The 19,975-nt window shown below is 36.4% G+C and carries 15 protein-coding genes and 1 riboswitch; of the genes, 11 read left to right on the forward strand and 4 right to left on the reverse strand.

The annotated features are described in order from the left end of the window. The first annotated feature begins 46 nt into the window (after window positions 1-46). From J5J03_RS17245 to guaA, 6 genes are all read left to right on the forward strand, one after another. Window positions 47-1,417 (forward strand): TrkH family potassium uptake protein, encoded by a 1,371-nt coding sequence (locus J5J03_RS17245; RefSeq protein ID WP_407927851.1) that lies wholly within the window; start codon window positions 47-49, stop codon window positions 1,415-1,417. Between the two features lie 50 nt (window positions 1,418-1,467). Next, window positions 1,468-2,835 (forward strand): TrkH family potassium uptake protein, encoded by a 1,368-nt coding sequence (locus tag J5J03_RS17250; protein WP_208591193.1) that lies wholly within the window; start codon window positions 1,468-1,470, stop codon window positions 2,833-2,835. A 445-nt stretch (window positions 2,836-3,280) separates the two neighbouring features. Then, window positions 3,281-4,231 carry an AAA family ATPase gene (locus J5J03_RS17255; protein WP_208591194.1) on the forward strand — a complete coding sequence of 317 codons (951 nt, stop codon included), beginning with the start codon at window positions 3,281-3,283 and terminating at the stop codon, window positions 4,229-4,231. After that, a complete protein-coding gene (locus J5J03_RS17260; protein WP_208591196.1) occupies window positions 4,228-5,496 on the forward strand; it encodes a DUF58 domain-containing protein in 1,269 nt (422 codons plus the stop codon). Before J5J03_RS17255 ends, J5J03_RS17260 begins: the two co-directional genes overlap by 4 nt. Next, window positions 5,493-7,712, forward strand: coding sequence for a transglutaminase TgpA family protein (locus tag J5J03_RS17265; RefSeq protein WP_208591198.1), 2,220 nt, complete (start codon window positions 5,493-5,495; stop codon window positions 7,710-7,712). The genes J5J03_RS17260 and J5J03_RS17265 overlap by 4 nt, the downstream gene beginning before the upstream one ends. A gap of 61 nt (window positions 7,713-7,773) precedes the next feature. Then, a riboswitch (purine riboswitch) is annotated at window positions 7,774-7,875 on the forward strand. Between the two features lie 172 nt (window positions 7,876-8,047). Then, on the forward strand, window positions 8,048-9,628 hold the full coding sequence (guaA, locus tag J5J03_RS17270; RefSeq protein WP_269435846.1) for a glutamine-hydrolyzing GMP synthase: 1,581 nt from the start codon (window positions 8,048-8,050) through the stop codon (window positions 9,626-9,628). A gap of 216 nt (window positions 9,629-9,844) precedes the next feature. Here the strand turns inward: guaA and J5J03_RS17280 are convergent, their stop codons facing one another. From J5J03_RS17280 to J5J03_RS17290, 3 genes are all read right to left on the reverse strand, one after another. Next, window positions 9,845-10,366, reverse strand: a complete 522-nt coding sequence (locus J5J03_RS17280; RefSeq protein ID WP_208591204.1) for a GNAT family N-acetyltransferase — start codon at window positions 10,364-10,366, stop codon at window positions 9,845-9,847. Window positions 10,367-11,470: 1,104 nt separating this feature from the next. Beyond that, window positions 11,471-12,892 (reverse strand): sensor histidine kinase, encoded by a 1,422-nt coding sequence (locus J5J03_RS17285; protein ID WP_208591207.1) that lies wholly within the window; start codon window positions 12,890-12,892, stop codon window positions 11,471-11,473. After that, window positions 12,889-13,602, reverse strand: a complete 714-nt coding sequence (locus tag J5J03_RS17290; RefSeq protein WP_208591396.1) for a response regulator transcription factor — start codon at window positions 13,600-13,602, stop codon at window positions 12,889-12,891. The genes J5J03_RS17285 and J5J03_RS17290 overlap by 4 nt, the downstream gene beginning before the upstream one ends. 256 nt (window positions 13,603-13,858) lie before the next feature. Between J5J03_RS17290 and J5J03_RS17295 the strand changes: the two genes are divergently transcribed. The 5 genes from J5J03_RS17295 (at window position 13,859) to J5J03_RS17315 (ending at window position 18,436) form a co-directional block, all read left to right on the forward strand. Then, entirely contained in the window at window positions 13,859-14,770 is a 912-nt protein-coding gene (locus J5J03_RS17295) for an ABC transporter ATP-binding protein (RefSeq protein ID WP_208591209.1), read from the forward strand. Further along, entirely contained in the window at window positions 14,767-15,525 is a 759-nt protein-coding gene (locus tag J5J03_RS17300) for an ABC transporter permease (protein WP_208591212.1), read from the forward strand. Before J5J03_RS17295 ends, J5J03_RS17300 begins: the two co-directional genes overlap by 4 nt. 12 nt (window positions 15,526-15,537) lie before the next feature. Next, window positions 15,538-16,272 carry an ABC transporter permease gene (locus J5J03_RS17305; protein ID WP_208591214.1) on the forward strand — a complete coding sequence of 245 codons (735 nt, stop codon included), beginning with the start codon at window positions 15,538-15,540 and terminating at the stop codon, window positions 16,270-16,272. Between the two features lie 351 nt (window positions 16,273-16,623). Continuing rightward, the gene (locus tag J5J03_RS17310) at window positions 16,624-17,277 is read left to right on the forward strand and encodes a GDSL-type esterase/lipase family protein (RefSeq protein ID WP_208591216.1); all 654 of its coding nucleotides are present in this window, start codon (window positions 16,624-16,626) and stop codon (window positions 17,275-17,277) included. 7 nt (window positions 17,278-17,284) lie between these two features. Beyond that, the gene (locus J5J03_RS17315) at window positions 17,285-18,436 is read left to right on the forward strand and encodes an acyltransferase family protein (RefSeq protein WP_208591219.1); all 1,152 of its coding nucleotides are present in this window, start codon (window positions 17,285-17,287) and stop codon (window positions 18,434-18,436) included. A 347-nt stretch (window positions 18,437-18,783) separates the two neighbouring features. Here the strand turns inward: J5J03_RS17315 and J5J03_RS17320 are convergent, their stop codons facing one another. After that, a complete protein-coding gene (locus J5J03_RS17320) occupies window positions 18,784-19,947 on the reverse strand; it encodes an MFS transporter (RefSeq protein ID WP_208591221.1) in 1,164 nt (387 codons plus the stop codon). Between the last annotated feature and the right edge of the window lie 28 nt (window positions 19,948-19,975).

The raw sequence follows: 19,975 nt of genomic DNA on the forward strand, positions 1-19,975 counted from the left end.
CTATAATGTCAGTTGTAGCACTAGAAAATAGAAAGAAGTGAACACTGTGCGTAAAAAATTAGGTATTTTCTTTAATAAATTAAGTAATTTATCTAGTATTCATCTTATTGTCTTATTTTATTTTTTAACTGCATTATTATCTACATTTTTACTTAGTATCCCATACTTCCACCGTGAAGGGGTCGAACTATCCTTGTTAGATAGTTTCTTTACTGCAGTTAGTGCGATCAGTGTCACAGGGCTGACGGTTGTATCCACAGTTGACACGTTTAATAACATTGGTTATTTCGTTTTAGCGTTTGTCTTACAGTTTGGCGGTATTGGAATTATGACATTAGGAACGTTTATTTATTTAGTACTTGGTAAAAAAATTGGAATACGAACAAGAAAATTAATTCAAATTGATCAAAATCGTAACACATTAGCAGGATTGGTCCAGTTGATGCTAAAAATTTTAAGAACGATTTTAGTCATTGAGTTGTTTGGTGCTGTCGTTCTTTCGATATACTTTCTAAAGTATTTTGATACATGGCAGGAGGCAATAATACAAGGGATTTTTGCATCTGTTAGTGCGACAACAAATGCAGGTTTTGATATTACAGGTACATCACTTGTGCCTTTTGCACATGACTATTTCGTGCAATTTATTACTATCCTTCTTTTAGTTCTAGGGGCGATTGGGTTTCCTGTTTTACTAGAAATACAGGAAGTACTTTGGGGCAGGTATCGCAATTTAGAATGGAAATATCAATTCTCCTTATTTACTAAAATAACTACGATTACGTTTTTTATATTAATTGTGGCTGGTGCATTAGGTATCTTTCTATTTGAACATAATCATTTTTTACAGGGAAAGACATGGCATGAGTCGCTATTTTATAGTCTTTTTCAATCTGTAACAACACGGAATGGTGGCTTGGCAACAATGGATGTTGCAGAATTCACGACACCTACGTTATTCCTTTTGTGTGCACTTATGTTTATAGGAGCATCCCCGAGCAGTGTAGGTGGCGGGATTCGTACGACAACTTTTGCTATTATGATGTTAGCTATTTTTCATTACGCAAAAGGGCATAATACTATTAAAGTATTCAAACGGGAGGTTGATCCAGATGATGTAATAAGATCATTCATCGTTGTGATTACAGCGATTATATTATGTGGTTGTGCGATCGTATTATTGATTTGGATAGAGCCTTTGTCGAATATGGCGATTGTTTTTGAAGTTTTTTCGGCTTTTGGTACAACAGGGCTGTCAATGGGGATTACATCCGATCTATCAGCAGTCGGTAAAATAGTGATCATTTTATTGATGTTTATCGGACGTATCGGTATTTTCTCATTTCTATTCTTAATTCGTGGTGAAGATGTTCATGATCGTTATCGCTACCCGAAAGAAAAGATGATAATTGGATAAATCTATGATAAACTATCCTCTAGTTTGAATTACACTAAGGGGTCATTGAAATGAATAGCATCGGAAAATTGAAAAGTGTGATGAAACAGTGGACAGCTATTCATCATATCGTTATCTATTACTTATTAGCAGTGATTATTGGTACTATTATTGTAAGCTTGCCATTTTTTCATAGACCTGGGGTAGAATTATCGTTTATTGACGCAATGTTTACTGCAGTTACATCGATAAGTGTGACAGGATTAACGGTTATTCCTGTTGCAGATGTCTTCAACCCAGCTGGTCAGGTTGCCATTGCGGTGATATTACATCTCGGGGGTATAGGGATTATGGCGATGAGTACCTTTATTTGGGTGGTGCTTGGTAAAAAAATAGGTATTCGCAATCGGAAAATGATTATGGTTGAACAAAATAGTAAAACATTATCCGGCCTTGTTAAATTAATGCTGGAAATCTTTAAACTGATTTTGTTGATTGAGTTGATTGGTGCGGCGATTTTATCGATTCATTTTCTCAACTATTATGACAGTGTCGGAGAAGCAATGTTACACGGATTATTTGGTGCGGTCAGTGCGACCACTAATGGTGGATTAGATATTACTGGTGCTTCGTTGATTCCGTTTGCTGATGATTATTTTGTTCAATTTATCAATATGATTCTGATTGTTTTAGGAGCTATTGGTTTTCCGGTGTTAATCGAAGTGCAGGAAGTTCTAAAAGGAAGAAGCCAAGCAATTAATGATCGACATAAATTTTCTCTGTTTACTAAAATCACCACGGTTACATTTTTTTGGCTAGTTGTAATTGGAGCATTACTAATCTATTTGTTGGAGAAAAATGCCTTTTTTGTGGATAAATCATGGCATGAAACTTTCTTTTATAGTTTATTTCAATCGGTTACTAGTAGAAGTGGTGGTTTGGCAACTATGGAGGTGTCCGAACTCTCAACGGCTACGCTATTCTTAATCAGTGCCTTAATGTTTATTGGTGCTTCTCCTAGCAGTGTAGGCGGTGGGATTCGAACCACAACTTTTGCGATTATGCTCTTAACGATTTGGAATTATGCGAAAGGAAATTCAAGTGTGAAAGTATTCGGACGCGAGATACACCAAGAAGATATGATGCGATCTTTTATCGTCATTACGACTGCCTTAATGCTTTGTGTTGGATCAGTGATTGTCCTAAATAAAACAGAACCGTTCAGTCTGATGGAAATTATCTTTGAAGTAGCATCTGCTTTTGGTACTACCGGTTTATCAATGGGTATTACTCCTGAACTATCTACTTTCGGTAAATGTTTAATCATGTGTCTCATGTTTATTGGTCGGATCGGTCTCTTTACCTTCTTATTTATCATCCGTGGAGATGATACTAAAGATCGTTTCCATTACCCAACTGAACGAGTAATTATCGGATAACCTCAAGGCCTTTGCCTGAGGTTATTTCTTTTTGGGAAGTATAGAATATTACGATTTGACAAAATAAACCTGACCTAGGGCGGACATTTGTTCCGCTATTTATGACAAAAGTGATGTTTTTAGGATCCTAGCGGACATCTATTCCGTTATTCATCGAAAATAACGCTAATTTTCACCAAAAGTAACCAAATAAGGAACTAAATGTCCGCCAACATCGAGAAATGGTAGTTATTTTGCCAAATAACGCACTATATGTCCGCTCAACAAACATTAGCACCGAGTTGACGTTCCATTTTGTGGTGTGCTCGAGTCTGCGCAGTTTCTGAGAAATCCAAGATTTTCTTCATTCACCTAGATTAATCAGTAGGAAAAGGGGGTTATAATATAGTATAGTTATAGGTAGTAATGGTTTCGGAAAAGAGTAGTAAGAATGGAGGCGGATAAGATGGATTACGGAAACGAAGTAGGAAAAATTCTAGAAAACATTGAAAAAGTCATGATAGGAAAGGAACGTGAGGTAACACTCAGCCTTGTTGCCCTGTTAGCTGACGGGCATGTATTATTGGAAGACGTACCAGGCGTAGGAAAAACAATGATGGTACGAGCATTGTCAAAATCATTAAATTGTGATTTTAAAAGAATCCAGTTCACACCTGATTTATTACCTTCTGATGTAACAGGTGTTTCGATATATAATCCAAAAGAAATGGTATTTGAATTCCGAAGTGGTCCTATTTTTGGCGATATCGTATTAGCGGATGAGATTAATAGAACTTCACCGAAAACCCAATCCGCTTTACTAGAAGCAATGGAAGAAATGAATGTAACGGTAGATGGCATGACAAAATCGCTGCAAAAGCCTTTTTTCGTAATGGCAACTCAAAATCCAGTAGACTATGAAGGAACATATCCACTACCAGAAGCACAACTTGACCGTTTCCTCATGAAGTTAAGTATGGGATATCCCAACGAAGCGGATGAATTAGAAATGTTAAATCGAACTGACCGTGAGCATCCAATTGATGAGATAGAAGCAGTTATCAATAAAGAACAATTACTAAATATGCAAAAAGAAGTAGACAGTCTTTATGTTGATAACACAGTAAAGCGTTATATTGTTCAACTGGTATCCGAAACGAGAAAGAGTCCCTACGTTCAACTAGGAGTTAGTCCACGTGGTTCGATCTCATTGATGAAAGCAGCCAAAGCATACGCTTATATTCAAAAACGCGATTATGTGATACCAGATGACATCGTTTATTTAGCACCTTATGTTTTATCACATCGGGTCATATTACGTCCGGAGGCAAGATATGAAGGTGTTACCCAATCTTCTCTGATTACGCGAATACTAGAGGAAATAGATGTACCTGTAAGGAAGGAATTGCATGGATGAAACGAATCATTAGAAAAATTGTAAGAGAACTGCAACTACTTCTTTTACTAGGGATCTTGTTTGTATTTGCGATGTTTCAAGGAGGGTTTGTCAGCTGGTTTTTATTCTACAGTATGCTGCCTATTATTCTCTATATGCTGTTTATCCCATTCTATCCCATTCACAATTGGAAGATCGATAGAACGTTATCAGACCGGTATTTGGAAACAGGTAGCGAGATAGAGGTAACGATTACGATCAAACGAAAATCACGATTTCCTATTTTCTATTTAGTTTTGGAAGAGCTGCTTCCTGAAACACTTCAATTTCAAGATATTGGTAAGAAAAAATATCAATATCTTTCGGATCAACCATCATTTAATAGAAAACGTTATGTAAAAAAAGTCATATATCCAGGTTTTCAGAAAGAATTCGCTATTTCGTATCGGATAGAACACCTGCCACGAGGAAACCATCAATTGTCCGATATCAGCCTGAAAATGGGTGATCCATTCGGTTTTGTTGAATGTAACCATCGATTTTATGCCGCAAAAGAGTTTTTTGTTTATCCTGCTATTCAAGACTTGAAGTGGAAACAGCAATCTCTGAGTTTAGAAGAAGGCTCTACTTCCTCACATATCCATGACGAAAAGCTGACAAATGTTGTATCAGGTGTTCGTGAATATATTCCTGGGGATCGCTTTTCATGGATTGATTGGAAAACAACTGCTCGAAAAAATACTGTGATGACAAAAGAGTTTGAACAGGAAAAAGACTCTAGTATAGTCGTTATTTTAGATGTGGGTGGACTACAACATTCTCAACGATTAGTGTTTGAAGCAGTGGTAGAATGGACAGCATCTGTTCTACAATCATTGCGTAAAAAAGACCAAAGCATCTCGTTTTATACGTTCGGGAAATCTGAGAGATTTTTCTCCAATCAACAATTGCAGTTCCAATTTCCAGCAGTGCAAAACTACCTCTCAACTGTAAAACAAGAGCACGTGTCGTTAGCAGAACGAATAACAATACCGATGAAGGAACTATCAAGAGGGAGTGTCATTTTGTTTGTTATTCATCAATTAGATGAGTTATTAGTAGAGAGATTATCCAACTGGAAGAAACAAGATTATACATTAGTAGTTTGCTATGTTATTCCAGAAAAACAATTGGATGATAAAGAAGAGCAATATATTCGGGCGCTGCGTTTGAAAAGTATTAGTGTGCAAACTGTAACAGAAAAGCAATTAATGCAAGAGCAATGGGAGGTGCAGGCATCTCGATGAAAAAAAATATTTCTTTAGAAACTGTATCTTCTTTTATTCTATTATTAGCAGGTTTTCTATTATTTTGGGAATGGATCCGTCCATTAGAACAAATAACAGATACAGGCAGTGTGCATTTGTTTGTCATTTATACGGCTATTTGCTTTGTTACTTCTTTTTTAACAAGAAATGGCTGGGCAAAATTCGTGATCAAATCTTTTTCACTACTGTTTATACTAGATTATTTATTTCTTGATGCTACTTTGTTATCCCATGAATGGATCCAGACTTTAACACTCGAGTTAAGGTATAATCTCGCAGTCGTTTGGGAAAACGATTGGGCATTAATGACATCCTTTTTCAGAAGCTTTCTATTCTTGTTATTGTTATGGCTTATGAGCTATTTATTACACTATTGGTTTATGGTCGCTAATAAATTCTTTCTATTTGTTGTCTTAACGTTTATTTATTTAGCAGTATTAGATACGTATACGGTATATGATGCTCAATTAGCCATGATCAGAACGTTCGTCGTATCCTTTCTTGTTCTCGGCCTCAGCAGATATGTAAAATTGATGAATAATGTGGATACCACTGATCGTAAGAAACATGTTTGGAGTTGGATGACACCGGTTCTTGTTATTGTCCTGTTTGCCACCATTCTTGGCATCTATTCACCGAAGTTGAACCCACAATGGCCAGATCCTGTTCCATTTATTCAAAGTACAGCAGGACATGTTGGTTTTAGTGATGGTCCGGTACAAAAAGTCGGTTATGGGGAAGACGATTCACAATTGGGAGGGTCTTTTGTAGAGGATGATTCTCCTGTGTTTGAGGTTATTGCCCATGATGATATTTATTGGAGAATAGAATCGAAAGACTTGTATACTGGAAAGGGCTGGGAGCGTTCAAAGGAATTAGACTTTCAGGAATTAACCAATGGTAGTGTTGGGTGGAGTACCTTTTCGCAACAGGTAGAGACATCTTCATATAGTGCTGAAGTACGACCAGTGAATCAAAACCAATTGCCGAAAGTAGTATATCCATATGGTATTAATCGTATTTCATCATTGGGACAAGGGCAAGATTTGTTTTTCTCGGATAGGGAATATGGTCATATAGAATTCGAATCGTCAGAACAGAATCAAAATTTATCTTATAATATTGAATATGATGCTCCGTCCTTTGAGATTAATGAATTAAGGAACAATTCAAATAATGATCCTGAAGATATTAGAGAACAGTATTTGCAATTACCAGATAGTCTACCTGAACGCGTAAGCGAGTTAGCGCTTGAAGTGACAGAAGGAGAAGACAATAGGTACGATAAAGCACAGGCGATCGAAAGTTATTTCTCTACAAATGGATATGTGTATCAAATTGAAGATGTATCTGTACCAGAAGAAGGTGAGGATTATGTTGATCAATTTCTATTCGAGACGAAAGTAGGTTATTGTGATAATTTTTCAACATCTATGGTCGTAATGCTACGTGCCTTGGATATCCCAGCACGATGGGTGAAAGGGTTCACCGGTGGCGTGGAAGCGGCAGATCAACCTCCTCTTCCCGACGATTATTCTTTATATGAAGTGACGAATAATAACGCGCACTCATGGGTAGAAGTATATTTTCCTGAAAGTGGCTGGGTACCTTTTGAACCAACAAGTGGTTTTACGAACCCTACAGACTTTTATGTGGAAACAAGCGGAGATGTGAACACTGAAGATTACATGATTGATGATGAGGAAACAGAAGAGGAAAGTGAACAAGAATCAAGTGAGGAAGAGCAGGAAAATGAACCACTAAATCCAGCTGAAAATGAAAATGAAGTTGGTGGTGCTAATAACGAAGAAGAAGGAAATGACGGGAACTATTATTGGATAGGTGCTGTGCTGTTTATCTTAGCGATTCTTGCTACCATCATTTATCGTAAACGTACAGAACTAAGAGATTGGTATTTACTAAAGAAATGGGGACGATTAAAAGAAAGATTAGAGATAGAAGCATCTTATGTCTATCTACTGGAAATACTAGAAAAAAGAGGGATGCCTAGAACGAAAGGGCAAACATTACGACAGTATGCCAAAGAAGTTGATCAGCGTTTAGGAACTTCAGAAATGTATGATATCACACTAGCATATGAAGAATACTTGTATCGTGACCAAACATCATCATCAAAGGATAACAAGCGATTACAAGGTTTATTTCAACAGATGATTGATCAAATATTAGCTTGACCAGTCTCGTATCGATTGATAGAATAGATAAAAATTAAAGCGAATATTCGATGCAGTCTTCCCTGCATCATCACATCACCTTCATATATGTTTGAGAATAAGGCTCAAACGTTTCTACCGGAACACCATAAATGTTCGGACTATGAAGGCGGGGGTCTTGCCGGGATTTCTGCCTTTCTGTTTATTAAGAAGAAAGGCAGATTTTTTATGATAAAGATTTCGCAATAAAGGTAGCGAGTTTCGCAATAAACAATAGGGATTTCGCAATAAAGATAGTGAATTTCGCAATAAACGATAGAGATTTCACAACAATTAATGAGTAACTATCATCATGCATGTATGATATAGAATGGAATCAAACTGAAGGAGTGGACAACTTGGAAGTAAATAACGAAATGATATTAGTATTAGATTTTGGTAGTCAATACAATCAATTGATTACACGACGTATCCGTGAATTTGGGGTATATAGTGAACTGCATTCTCATCGTTTAACAATCGATGAAATAAAAGATATGAATCCAAAAGGAATTATTTTATCAGGTGGCCCTCATAGCGTGTACGGTGAAAACAGCTTCCGTTGCGATGAGCGTATTTTTGATTTAGGAATACCGGTTTTAGGTATTTGCTACGGCATGCAGTTGATGACCCATCATTTCGGTGGTGTAGTAGAACGTGCCAATGAGCGCGAATATGGTAAAGCAGATATTCATGTTAAAGAGGGAGCATTACTTTTTGAAGGAACTCCGGAAGAACAAGTAGTTTGGATGAGCCATAGTGACAAGATTATCGAGCCGCCAAAAGACTTTGATATTGAAGCAACAAGCTCTTCTACACCAGTTGCAGCAATGAGTAATAAAGATAAGCAGCTATTTGGTGTACAATTCCATCCAGAAGTACGCAATACCGAGTATGGCAATGACTTATTAAAATCATTTGTTTTCCAAGCTTGTAACTGTGCAGGCGATTGGACAATGGCAAACTTCATTGATATGGAAGTAGACAAAATTAGAGAGCAAGTCGGTGACCGTAATGTATTATGTGCATTAAGTGGTGGTGTTGACTCTTCTGTTGTTGCAGCACTTATTCATAAAGCGATCGGTGATCAGTTAACATGTATTTTTGTTGATCACGGCTTATTACGTAAAGATGAAGGTGAGACAGTAATGCGCACCTTCCGTGATCAGTTTAATATGAATATTATCAAAATCGATGCCCAGGAACGTTTCCTTTCCAAGTTAAAAGGTGTGTCCGACCCTGAACAGAAGCGTAAAATTATTGGTAATGAATTTATTTATGTTTTTGATGATGAAGCAGCAAAGCTAGAGAACATGGATTTCTTAGCTCAAGGAACGCTGTATACAGACATTGTCGAAAGTGGTACGGAAACTGCTCAAACGATTAAATCTCACCACAATGTTGGCGGGTTGCCGGAAGATATGGAATTTCAATTAATTGAACCATTAAATACGTTGTTTAAAGACGAAGTACGTGCTTTAGGAACAGAACTTGGAGTACCTGATGAGATCGTATGGCGTCAACCATTCCCGGGACCTGGCCTTGGTATCCGTGTACTAGGTGAAATTACGCCAGAGAAAGTTGAAATTGTCCGCGAATCAGATGCGATCTTACGTGAAGAAATTAAAAAAGCTGGATTAGATCGTGACATCTGGCAGTATTTCACGGTCTTACCGGACATTCGCAGTGTAGGTGTTATGGGAGATGCGCGTACGTATGATTATGCGATTGGTATCCGTGCTGTAACGTCGATTGATGGTATGACATCTGATTGGGCACGTATTCCATGGGATATTTTGGAGAAGATATCTGTTCGATTAGTTAATGAAGTGGATCATATTAATCGTGTGCTGTATGATGTGACAAGTAAGCCACCAGCTACTATTGAGTGGGAATAAAAAAAGAGAATATTTAGCTATTTACCAGGTTGGTCCTGAACGAGCATCGCAAATTGTTAGTCTCCGTCCATTTTCATCATACAGTGACTTAAAACGAGTGAAAGGTATAGGTAATAAGCACGCCCAAGCAATTGAAAATCAAGGTATTATATGTTTTGACTAAATAAGTAAAAAATAGCCCATACCATCAGGTTTGGGCTATTTTTAGGCTAACTATCAATCAAGCAAAAGCTGATATGCTTTACGCTCACCGTGTTCAATAGGAAAATAGATCATTCCACTATAATTAAATCCTGCATTCACAATCACTTTTTGCATAATCTCATTTTTCGGATATGTATCAACACGCACATCTTTAAATTCCATTTGACGTGAGAGTACAATTAAATCATGTAATAATATTTTAGATAACCCTTTCCCACGGACATGTAAATCTACCGCAATTCTATGGATAACGATGTAAGAATCTTCTTGTTCTTCCCACGATCCTTCCGTTATATTTTCGTAAGGCGCTTCTGGTCCAGGAACTAACGCACCGTACCCCGCTACCTTGTTATCATAGATTAAGACATGTGCATATCCTTTTTTGATATCCTGTTTAATTAATTCAAGTGTCGGGCCATCCCCATTTTGCCATTGTGGCACCCCTTGCTCCTGTAAATAGGCAATTCCATCATTTAAAATCGACATGATTGCTTCTGCGTCATGTATTGTTGCTTTTCGTGTATAGACGAACATAGTTTAATCCTCCGATTTTTTAAAAATGTGTTTTCTTATTATTACCGAGTTTATACCGTTTTAACAAGCAAAACGCACTTCTAAAAGAGGATAGCAAGTGGTTTTAAATTGTGCGCTTCCTTTAATTCACCTGTTTCTTTAGCTACACGTGCCCTTAACTAGAATAGTATAAAACGGAAGCGAGAAAAAGTATGATACCTACACAACAAAAGGTGATAGAACTAGATAGGTCCGGCGAACATTACACCGATTTCGATACCTGTATACCGAATAAAAATTAAAAAGCCCCAAAGCTGTTCCTCTATGTTCATTGTATTCGTTACTTATAATTCTTGAAAATAAAGGAGGTGAAACTCCTATTGTCAACCATAGACAAATAAGATAATCGACACCCCAACGATAGATTCGTCAGATAAATCCGTTTGTAGATATCCCTCATCAGATATTATGTTTTGTGTGTCATTTTTTATAGATACTCAAGCTTCTTGTTCTTCATTTAAGGTACTCATAGCTGCAGCAATTTGGTTCTCAGCATATATAATATGATCCGCTGCCGTTACCGATTAAAGCTAGGAGAATAACAGTTAATATAGTTGCCTTTTTCTTCATAGAGACTCATTATAGTGGTAATATATATAAATGATGTTGGTATTATTTGAGGTGATAGTAAATAATAGATGGGTGAATTTAGATAGAGGGTGGGAGAGGTCAGACAGAAAGGTCATCACTTAAACCGTTTTCATCCGTTTTAATTACTTTCTATTGTATCAAAGTGCTATTAAATCAAGGGATGTGTTACCTAAGTCTCTAAAAACTTTATAGAATGGGAATAATAATAGGAGCCCTAAAATCCTTGTTAACACTGGGTTTTTAGGGCTTTTATATTCTCTGTGGACAGTTATGCCACACTTCGAAAATTCTCACAAATTGGTTACTGCTGTAATGTTCAATTTGTGTATCCTCGCTTGTTTTTAAACGGAATCACATTACTTAACCTATTGGCAACTTGAAAGTTACTGTTTGGATAAAGGGGTCCATAAGTCCCCTGAGGTGGTCTGTACATCTTTATGTCCCAATTATCTTTTTCTTAAAAAACAGGATTAATCATTCCTCTTGTAGAAAAGTAATATTGCACTGGGTTCCCAGTTGAGGTTTGCTATTTATTTCAATATCTCCGCCATGAGCTATAATAATTTGCCTTGCAATGGCCATTCCTAATCCTGTTCCGGAATTATCAGAAGTTGCCCTCGTCCCCCGGAAGTACCGGTCGAATAAATGTTCAATCGTTTCTTGATCCATACCGACTCCATCATCTTCAATTAAAATACGAATTTGTCTTAAATGAGACAGGTCTTCTTGCAGTATGACCTTAATTTTCGTATTAGGCGGATTATGTTTAATACTATTAGCGATTAAGTTTTCAAATGCTCTCTTTAAGTATTTCATATCCATATCAAGAAATATTTGTTCCTTATTCGTTTCAAATAAAAACACCTTATTTTTTGATTCTGGCAATCTTTTCAGTTGTTCTAAAATATCTTTGAGAACATTAACGAGGTTTTTTTGTTCAAGTTGTATCGGAATCGCATCATTCTTCAATTGAAAAGTTAAATTGAAATCTTCAATTAGTTGTTCCATATACTCCACACGTTCTGTCATGATTTTTGAAAAGTGACGTACTTTGTCTTGTTCCCAATCATGTTCATGCGAAGAAAGGAGTACAGTATAGCCTTTGATAACAGACAAAGGCGTCTTAAGGTCATGTGAGACTCCTGTCATCCATTCTTCCCTTGTCTTTTCTAATAACTCTCGTTTTTCTGTATTTCTCTGAAGGGTTGATGTGAGCTTGGAAAGAGCCTGCGTCAACTCTTGATACGTTTTATATTCGGTGTTATGTCTCCGGCGTTGCTTTGAATTAAATTTCCGATAATAATAAGGTTCTTCATATTTGCCTATTGATAGATTTTCAATCCAAGATACGATATAAAGCAAGGGAGCACCTAATTTTTTTCCGAAGAATAAGGCAATTAATATTCCGACTATAATGATGGAGAGAACCCATAGATTATTCACCCAATATTGAAAAGGATTATTACTTGTTATCGGTTTCCCTAAAACCCATGTTAGGTCCTGATTACCTATCGTTTTATACCATGTAGACAACTGAAAACCCTTTTTAGCAGGATACAAGTAATCAGACACTATTTCCCCGGGTGTATAATGATTTGGTATACTTTTAGGCGCATTAAAGGAGAAGACCTCATTGCCTTGCCCATCCAATACTTGCACCCACATGTTGTTTTTTACCAAATCCTCTTTTGTCTTCGAGCCTATTGAAAGTTTTTGATCCACAACAATCGTATCTTCAACGATGTTGCTAATCGATAATCGTGGAGTTTCTTGTTTGTTATGACCAAGAAAAAAGCTGAACAAGATAACACTGAGTACGATGAGTAAGCCCCAAATAAGCATTAACCAGAAAAGTCGTGATACGAAGTAATAGGCAACACGGTTTTTTAATTTCACAACCATTCCTCATTTGTATTGGATTCAAATATATATCCTAATCCTCGAACTGTTTTTATCCATTTCGGCCTACTTGGCTCTTCTTCTATTTTTTCACGCAAACGTCGTACATGTACCATCACTGTACTATCCCCACCATATAATTCTCCCCATACATCTTTATAAATTTGATGCTTGCTTAAAATTTGGTTAGGGTGTTCGCAAAAGTAGAGTAAAAGTTTCATTTCCTGAGTAGGACACTCTACCCGTGCACCATTAACAATAAGTCTTCCAGTATTAGGATCTATATTAAAAAAACCATAATCGTAAATTTGTTTTCGTGTACGTTGAGATGGAATTTGAATAGAACGTCTTAATTGAGCTTTCACACGAGCTACAACTTCTAATGGATTAAAAGGCTTTGTGATATAGTCATCTCCTCCAAAGCTAAACCCCTGCAACTTATCTAAATCTGTGGTTTTCGCTGTAAGAAACAATATAGGCACATCTGTCTCCGAACGAATTTTGCCACATAGAGTAAAGCCGTCTATATCAGGTAACATAACATCTAACAATAAAATGTGAGGAGTATTTTGTGTTGTCATTGAAAATGCTTCTGCTCCAGTAGTGGCTATTAAGACATTTTGAAAACCTTCTTTTTCAAATACTGTCATTAATAAATCTAAAATATACTGATCATCATCAACGATAAGAATTTTATGATCTTCGATTTTTAAAGTCACACTTCATCTTCCTTCCTATCTTCATTCTATTGTACATTAATCATAAATAAAAGGAGACTGTTGAGTAAAGAATTTATATCCTGTTCAAATTTCTGAAAAGTGTAATCACTCCATAACCCAAGTCATTCTAAGTATGTAATCTAGATAGAAAAATATTAGTAATAAATAGTTAAGCAAATGTTTAGGGAAAGTTTTATTCATGTTTAATTTATTTCGTTTACGATAGAAATGAGGTGAGGAAAAGATGAATGAACAAATATTAATGACAAATGATCTAACCAAAAAGTATATGAAGCATACGTCTGTAGATGGAATCAATTTACGGATCGAGCGTGGACAAATTTACGGATTTCTTGGACCTAATGGGGCTGGAAAAACGACAACGATTCGAATGTTACTAGGTTTGATAAAACCGACACAGGGAACTATTAAAATTTTTGGTCAAAGCCTGAAAAAGAATCGTCTTCAAATTTTACAACGGATCGGATCGTTAGTGGAGTCCCCAACTTACTATGGAAACTTAACTGGCCGTGAAAATCTAGAGGCGGTTCGTAGGTTACGAGATCTTCCAGAAAAACGTGTGAATGAAGTGTTGGAAATTGTAAGATTAACTAAAGTGGCAAACAGACTAACCAAAGAATATTCTCTTGGAATGAAGCAGCGTCTGGGGATTGCTGTTGCAATGCTTAGTAATCCAGATTTATTAATACTGGATGAACCGACTAATGGTTTAGATCCGTCGGGTATCCAAGAGATTAGAGAGTTGATAAAAGAATTACCGAAGGCAGGAATGAGTGTCCTTGTATCCAGCCACATGTTGAGTGAAATTGACCAAATGGCTACACAAGTGGGGATCATTAACAATGGAAAAATGATTTTCCAGGACTCTATTGAACGCTTAAGACAAAAGCGGAAACCTCTATTAAAAGTAGGAGTTAGTGATGGAATGAAAGCAAATGAAATATTAAAAGAACGAAAATTAAAGGCTAATTTACAAGGTGATTTCTTGTGGTTATCTCAAACGGAACCAGCATTTGTTTCAGAAATTAACTCCATTTTGGTTCATGCGGGTGTATCTGTATATCGACTTGAAGAAGTGACAAAAACTCTTGAGGATATCTTCCTGGAATTAACTGGTACAGAGGGAAGCTTATGAAAAAGATATTACAAGCAGATCAATTAAAACTAAAACGTTCGTCGTTATTGATTATTGTTTTATTGGTTCCTTTACTTATCTTGGCATATGAATTGGTGAATTTCACTTATCGTGCCGAGTTTGTGGAAAAACAAGCTGAGATGTTCGGTGCAGGTTCTATGTGGATGTTTTTATTGTATGACAATAGTTTATTATTTGGTCTAGGTTGCCCATTAGCTGTCACACTTGCTGCATCAGTGATAGCCAATATTGAACATCAGGCAAATGGATGGAAACAAACACTTTCAATGCCTATATCAAGAGGGAAAATTTATTTGAGTAAATTTATTTGGCTTACGATTAGTCTATTCCTGTCCACTACTATTTTTCTAATTGGCATGGTTTTATTAGGAAAGTTACTAGGTTTTGAAGGAAATATTCCTTTGGTGTTATTGATGGGCGATTGTTACGGTATGTTGATCACAGTATTACCAATGATGGCTTTTCAATTTTGGTTATCCATGACCATTAAAAATCAGGCTTTCTCGATTCTTATTGGTTCAATTTCAGCTATTATGGGTCTTTTTTTAGCAGCTGCTCAAACAACAAGGTGGTTCCCTTTAGCTTATCCAATCCAATCATCAACGGTTATATTGCAATATGAGGGTATAGGGTATAATCCGGATTTTTCAGCCTACCTCGTTATCAATTTAATATTAGGTATAATCCTAATATTTATAGGTTCTAGGCATTTTGCTAAACGAAATGTCCAGTAAGGAGAGATTACTTTGAAAAATATTTTATATGTTGAACAATTAAAATTAAAACGCTCCAAGTTATGGTTACTTTACTTAATAGGTCCCTTATTAGGTGTGTTTCTGGCTTATATTAATTTCTTTAAAAACTATGATCTCTTTATGCAACCTGGAGATAATGCATGGATCGAAGCGTGGACACAAGTAGCGTTGTTTATGGGCCCTTTTGTATTGCCAATCCTAGTTGGGATTTACACAGCTCTTGTTTGTAGAAGTGAACATGTCGGGGGCGGATGGAAGCAACTATTAGCCTTACCGATTAAACATTCGGAGATCTTTTTAGGGAAATTTCTAACAGTGGTAAAAATGGTAGTTATTACAATGATCATCTTATTAATCCTTTTTATAGGATTCGGGTTTATAAAAGGAGTAGAAGGCAGTCTTCCGATATTTACAATATTTGAGTTCATGATTAGGGGGATTTTAGCTTGTTTGCCATTGATTCTTCTACAACTAATTATATCCATAAGGGCTAAAACATTTGGCATACCATTAGCTGTTAGTATTGTTTTTACTCTCCCAGCAATTATTGTTGCCAGCACACCTTTAGGGCAGATTTATCCTTGGACACAACCTATGCTAGCCATGTCACCCGAAGACGAATCACCTATTCAATCTTACTTATTATTTTATACACTATTGATTGGGACATTCATAGTTTTATTAATATATGGTTTACGGAATTTTACGAAGCGGGATACTTTTTAATTACATCTATTGGCTCCCCGAGCGAATTCAAAAGAATGCTCTATTTGTTCTTTTGACAAAACCTTTGCTTATAGAGGTAGCTGAAAGTGTTGACGTTGGAGAGCAAACCACTATTCTAATCATTTGAATCATCCGTACAATGCACTTTTACCAAAAGTATTGTACGGATGTTTTTTATTACGACAATTTCTTGCCAAAACAACCATTTGTCATTCTTTAAATGATATTGTCCTCGTCTTTACCTCATCTTTATTTCCTTATATTAATCTTTCTCATGTAACAGAAACCATGTTTGTTTTAACAAAGGCATCTTAGTGTCCTTTAATCCAAAAATTTAGGAGGTACATTGTTATGGTCAAAAAAGTAGTTTTAAGTGTGCTTATTGGAGTCTTTGCAATATTTGCTACTGCCTGCGGAAACAATCAGGACGAAAAAGAAACAGTTACTACTGATGTGAAGGAATCGTATAAATCTTTTTATAGTAAAAGTGTTTTTTTGGGTGATTCACTTTTAATCGGTTTATCTGATGTGTTGGAAGAATCTAATGTTATTAGCAATGCAGGTGCCACAGCTCTATTCGCCATTGAAGAAGTTGCTAATATTGCAAATAAAAAACCGGAACATGTATATATCATGTTGGGTTCAGATGATTTGTTAATGCCTGTAGACAATCCGAAGAAAGATTCATTAAAGAATTACGCTAAATTAATAGAAAAGTTAAAGGAAAATCTGCCGAATGCGAAGATACATGTTTTATCGGTTCCCCCGGTGACAAAAGAAGCAATAAAGACAGAACCACGTTATAAACATATCCCAGACTATAATAAGGAACTTGAAAAAATGGCGGTAACTGAGAAGATTGATTACATCGATTTGTCTTCTATATTCGAAAAAAATCAGACTCTGTATAAAGAAGATGGAATACATTTCAAGACGGATTTTTATCCTATTTTGTTGAACCATATTAAAGAACATGTCCAGTCTTCTCAAAGCAATGAAGGGTAAAGTAGAAATGGCTGGAAATGAAATCAAGAAAAGTCGTTATATGCCGGGATTAGATGGGATAAGAGCGATCGCTGTATTTGCAGTGATCGCCTACCACCTCAATTTTGAATGGGCTTCTGGAGGTTTTTTAGGTGTAGGCGTGTTTTTTGTCTTATCTGGGTATCTCATTACAGATCTGTTGAATATGGAATGGATGAATAACGGACAGATTAATTTGCGTCATTTTTGGATCAGACGTGCTAGACGCCTTTTACCGGGACAAATCTTTGTATTGATTGTAGTGGCGGTATGGATGTTGCTGTTTTATTTTTCCCAATTAACCAATATTTGGGGTGACTTTATAGCTTCGTTTTTTTATGTTACGAATTGGTGGTTCATTTTTAATGATGTTGGCTATTTTTCTAATTTTGGTGAGCCTTCACCTCTATTACATTTCTGGTCACTGGCTGTCGAGGAGCAGTTTTATCTGGTTTGGCCATTTTTGCTCTTACTTGGACTACGTTTCGTTCATAATCGCAAGCTGCTTATTGGGTTTATCCTTGTTGGTACATTAGCTTCCGTATTAGGAATGGCATTCTTTTATCAACCGGGATTAATGGATACAAGCAGGGTATATTTCGGGACTGATACTCGTGCGTTTGCCTTGCTGATTGGAGCGATACTTGCATTATGCTTACCTAGCCAAATGTTTGAGGGGAGGATTGCCGATCACAAAGGTCTGCGTATTTTCTTGGATATAATTGGAGCAATTAGTTTTGTTATTTTATTTTGGATGATTTGGCAGACCAATCAGTATGAAGCTTTTCTTTACCGTGGCGGGATGGTGCTTCAGTGTATTGCTTCAGCTGTAGTTGTAGCTGCAGCGGTTCATCCATCAACTAGGATTAGTCGCATTTTGGGGTTTAAGCTGTTACGATGGCTCGGTGTTCGTTCATATGGAATTTATATTTGGCATTACCCAGTTTTAGTTTTGTTCTTCCCGATGTCAGGTGGGGAAAATTCCATATTTCATATTTTGATACAAATTGGAATTACTCTTTTGGTCGCATCGATTTCTTGGCGATTTATCGAGCAACCAATCCGTTACGGAAAAGTAGGAAGTATATGGAGGAGAGTTGGGCGCTTCAGAAGTACAGAATACGCTACCAGTAAAAAATAATAATACTCCTGTGCAAGGACTCTTTCAAACTGAACATTGTTAACGAATACCTGATTGAAACCTGTTAGTCTCATGTACAATCCACCCAGGATATTGACTAACAGGTTTTTTAACATTAATACTTTTAACTGGGAGATTTAAAAAAAGAATCAAGTTTTATCTTCTGTTCGATTCTCGTTTTCTAAGTCTGTGAAACATTGAAAATCAAGACTGTAGATAAGGATTTCAGGTTAATAATAATCTTGAAACTTTTCATGGTACAAGTCTGTTATAAGTGCTGCCTCAGCGATTCACTACTATATCCCATACCACTAAACTTGCTTGAAAATTCTTACGTGGTTATAGGATTACTTATTCTCTTCATGTAAAGAGAAAGAACATTTAATTGAAATAAGAGCGACCACTACCGATAATCCACCAATCCAACTTAAATGAACGATACTTGTATACTGAATAATTATTCCACCCAATGCAGATCCCAACATCATTCCGACATTCATTAATGCGGTATTGAAACTCAACACTGTTTCAGATGACTGTGGCTTTAGGGAGACTAAATAAAATTGCTTTGCTGGCGTTGTCGTCCATGTGGCTACTCCCCAAACAGCTAATGTGATAAATACACCAAGAGTAGTGTTCTGTGTGAATGTTAACAAAAGTAAAGCAGCGATATGAACGGATAGGCTGATAGATATCGTTCGATTTGGCCCCCATCTATCTACGGCATAGCCTCCAAAACGTGAGCCAATAAAAGCAAAAGAGCCTAAAACAAATAATGCAATACTTGTCATCTCTATAGAAAAGCCAGCCGTATGATTTAACAATGGAGCAATATAGGCAAACACCATGGTATATCCTAAAATCCAAAAAATCGTTGTCATTAAACCAGTGAGAACTCGTGTATCTTTCAAAATTTGTAACTGATGTTTAAACGGAAGTGGTTGATTTCCTTCTATCGCCGGTAATAATTTATAAAGTCCTATCAACAATAAAACTGTGCCAAGAGCAATAATTAGGAAAATGTAATGCCAATCAAAATATCCGGCTAAAAATGTCCCGGTAGGCACTCCAAGTACTAATGAAACAGTAAAACCTGTAATTACTGTTGCCATCGCGCTACCTCTTTTTTCAGGAACTGCAATTTGAGCAGCATAATTGGTGGCAACAACTATATATAGTCCTCCACTCAACGCCATAATAACTCTGGATAACATAAGAAAGACAAAATTATAGCTAAAAAATGCAACTAGATTTCCTAGAATAAATAGAACGATGGCATATAAAAGCACTTTCTTACGATCAAATTTAGAAGTTAACATAACCAAGACTAGTGCTCCGATGGCATAAGATAAAGAATAAATTGTAATCAACTGACCAGCTAATGAAATAGGAACGTCCAATTCAAAAGAAATTAGTTCTAAAATTCCAGAAACAACAAACTCTGCTGTTCCTGTTACAAAAGCCCCTAAAGCTAAAAGGATAATAATAAATTGATTTATGTGATTTTTCATTTTGTATATTCCCCCTTGATTTGAACAC

This window comes from Gracilibacillus suaedae (genome assembly GCF_017599345.1).
Taxonomy (GTDB): Bacteria; Bacillota; Bacilli; order Bacillales; family Amphibacillaceae; genus Gracilibacillus; species Gracilibacillus suaedae.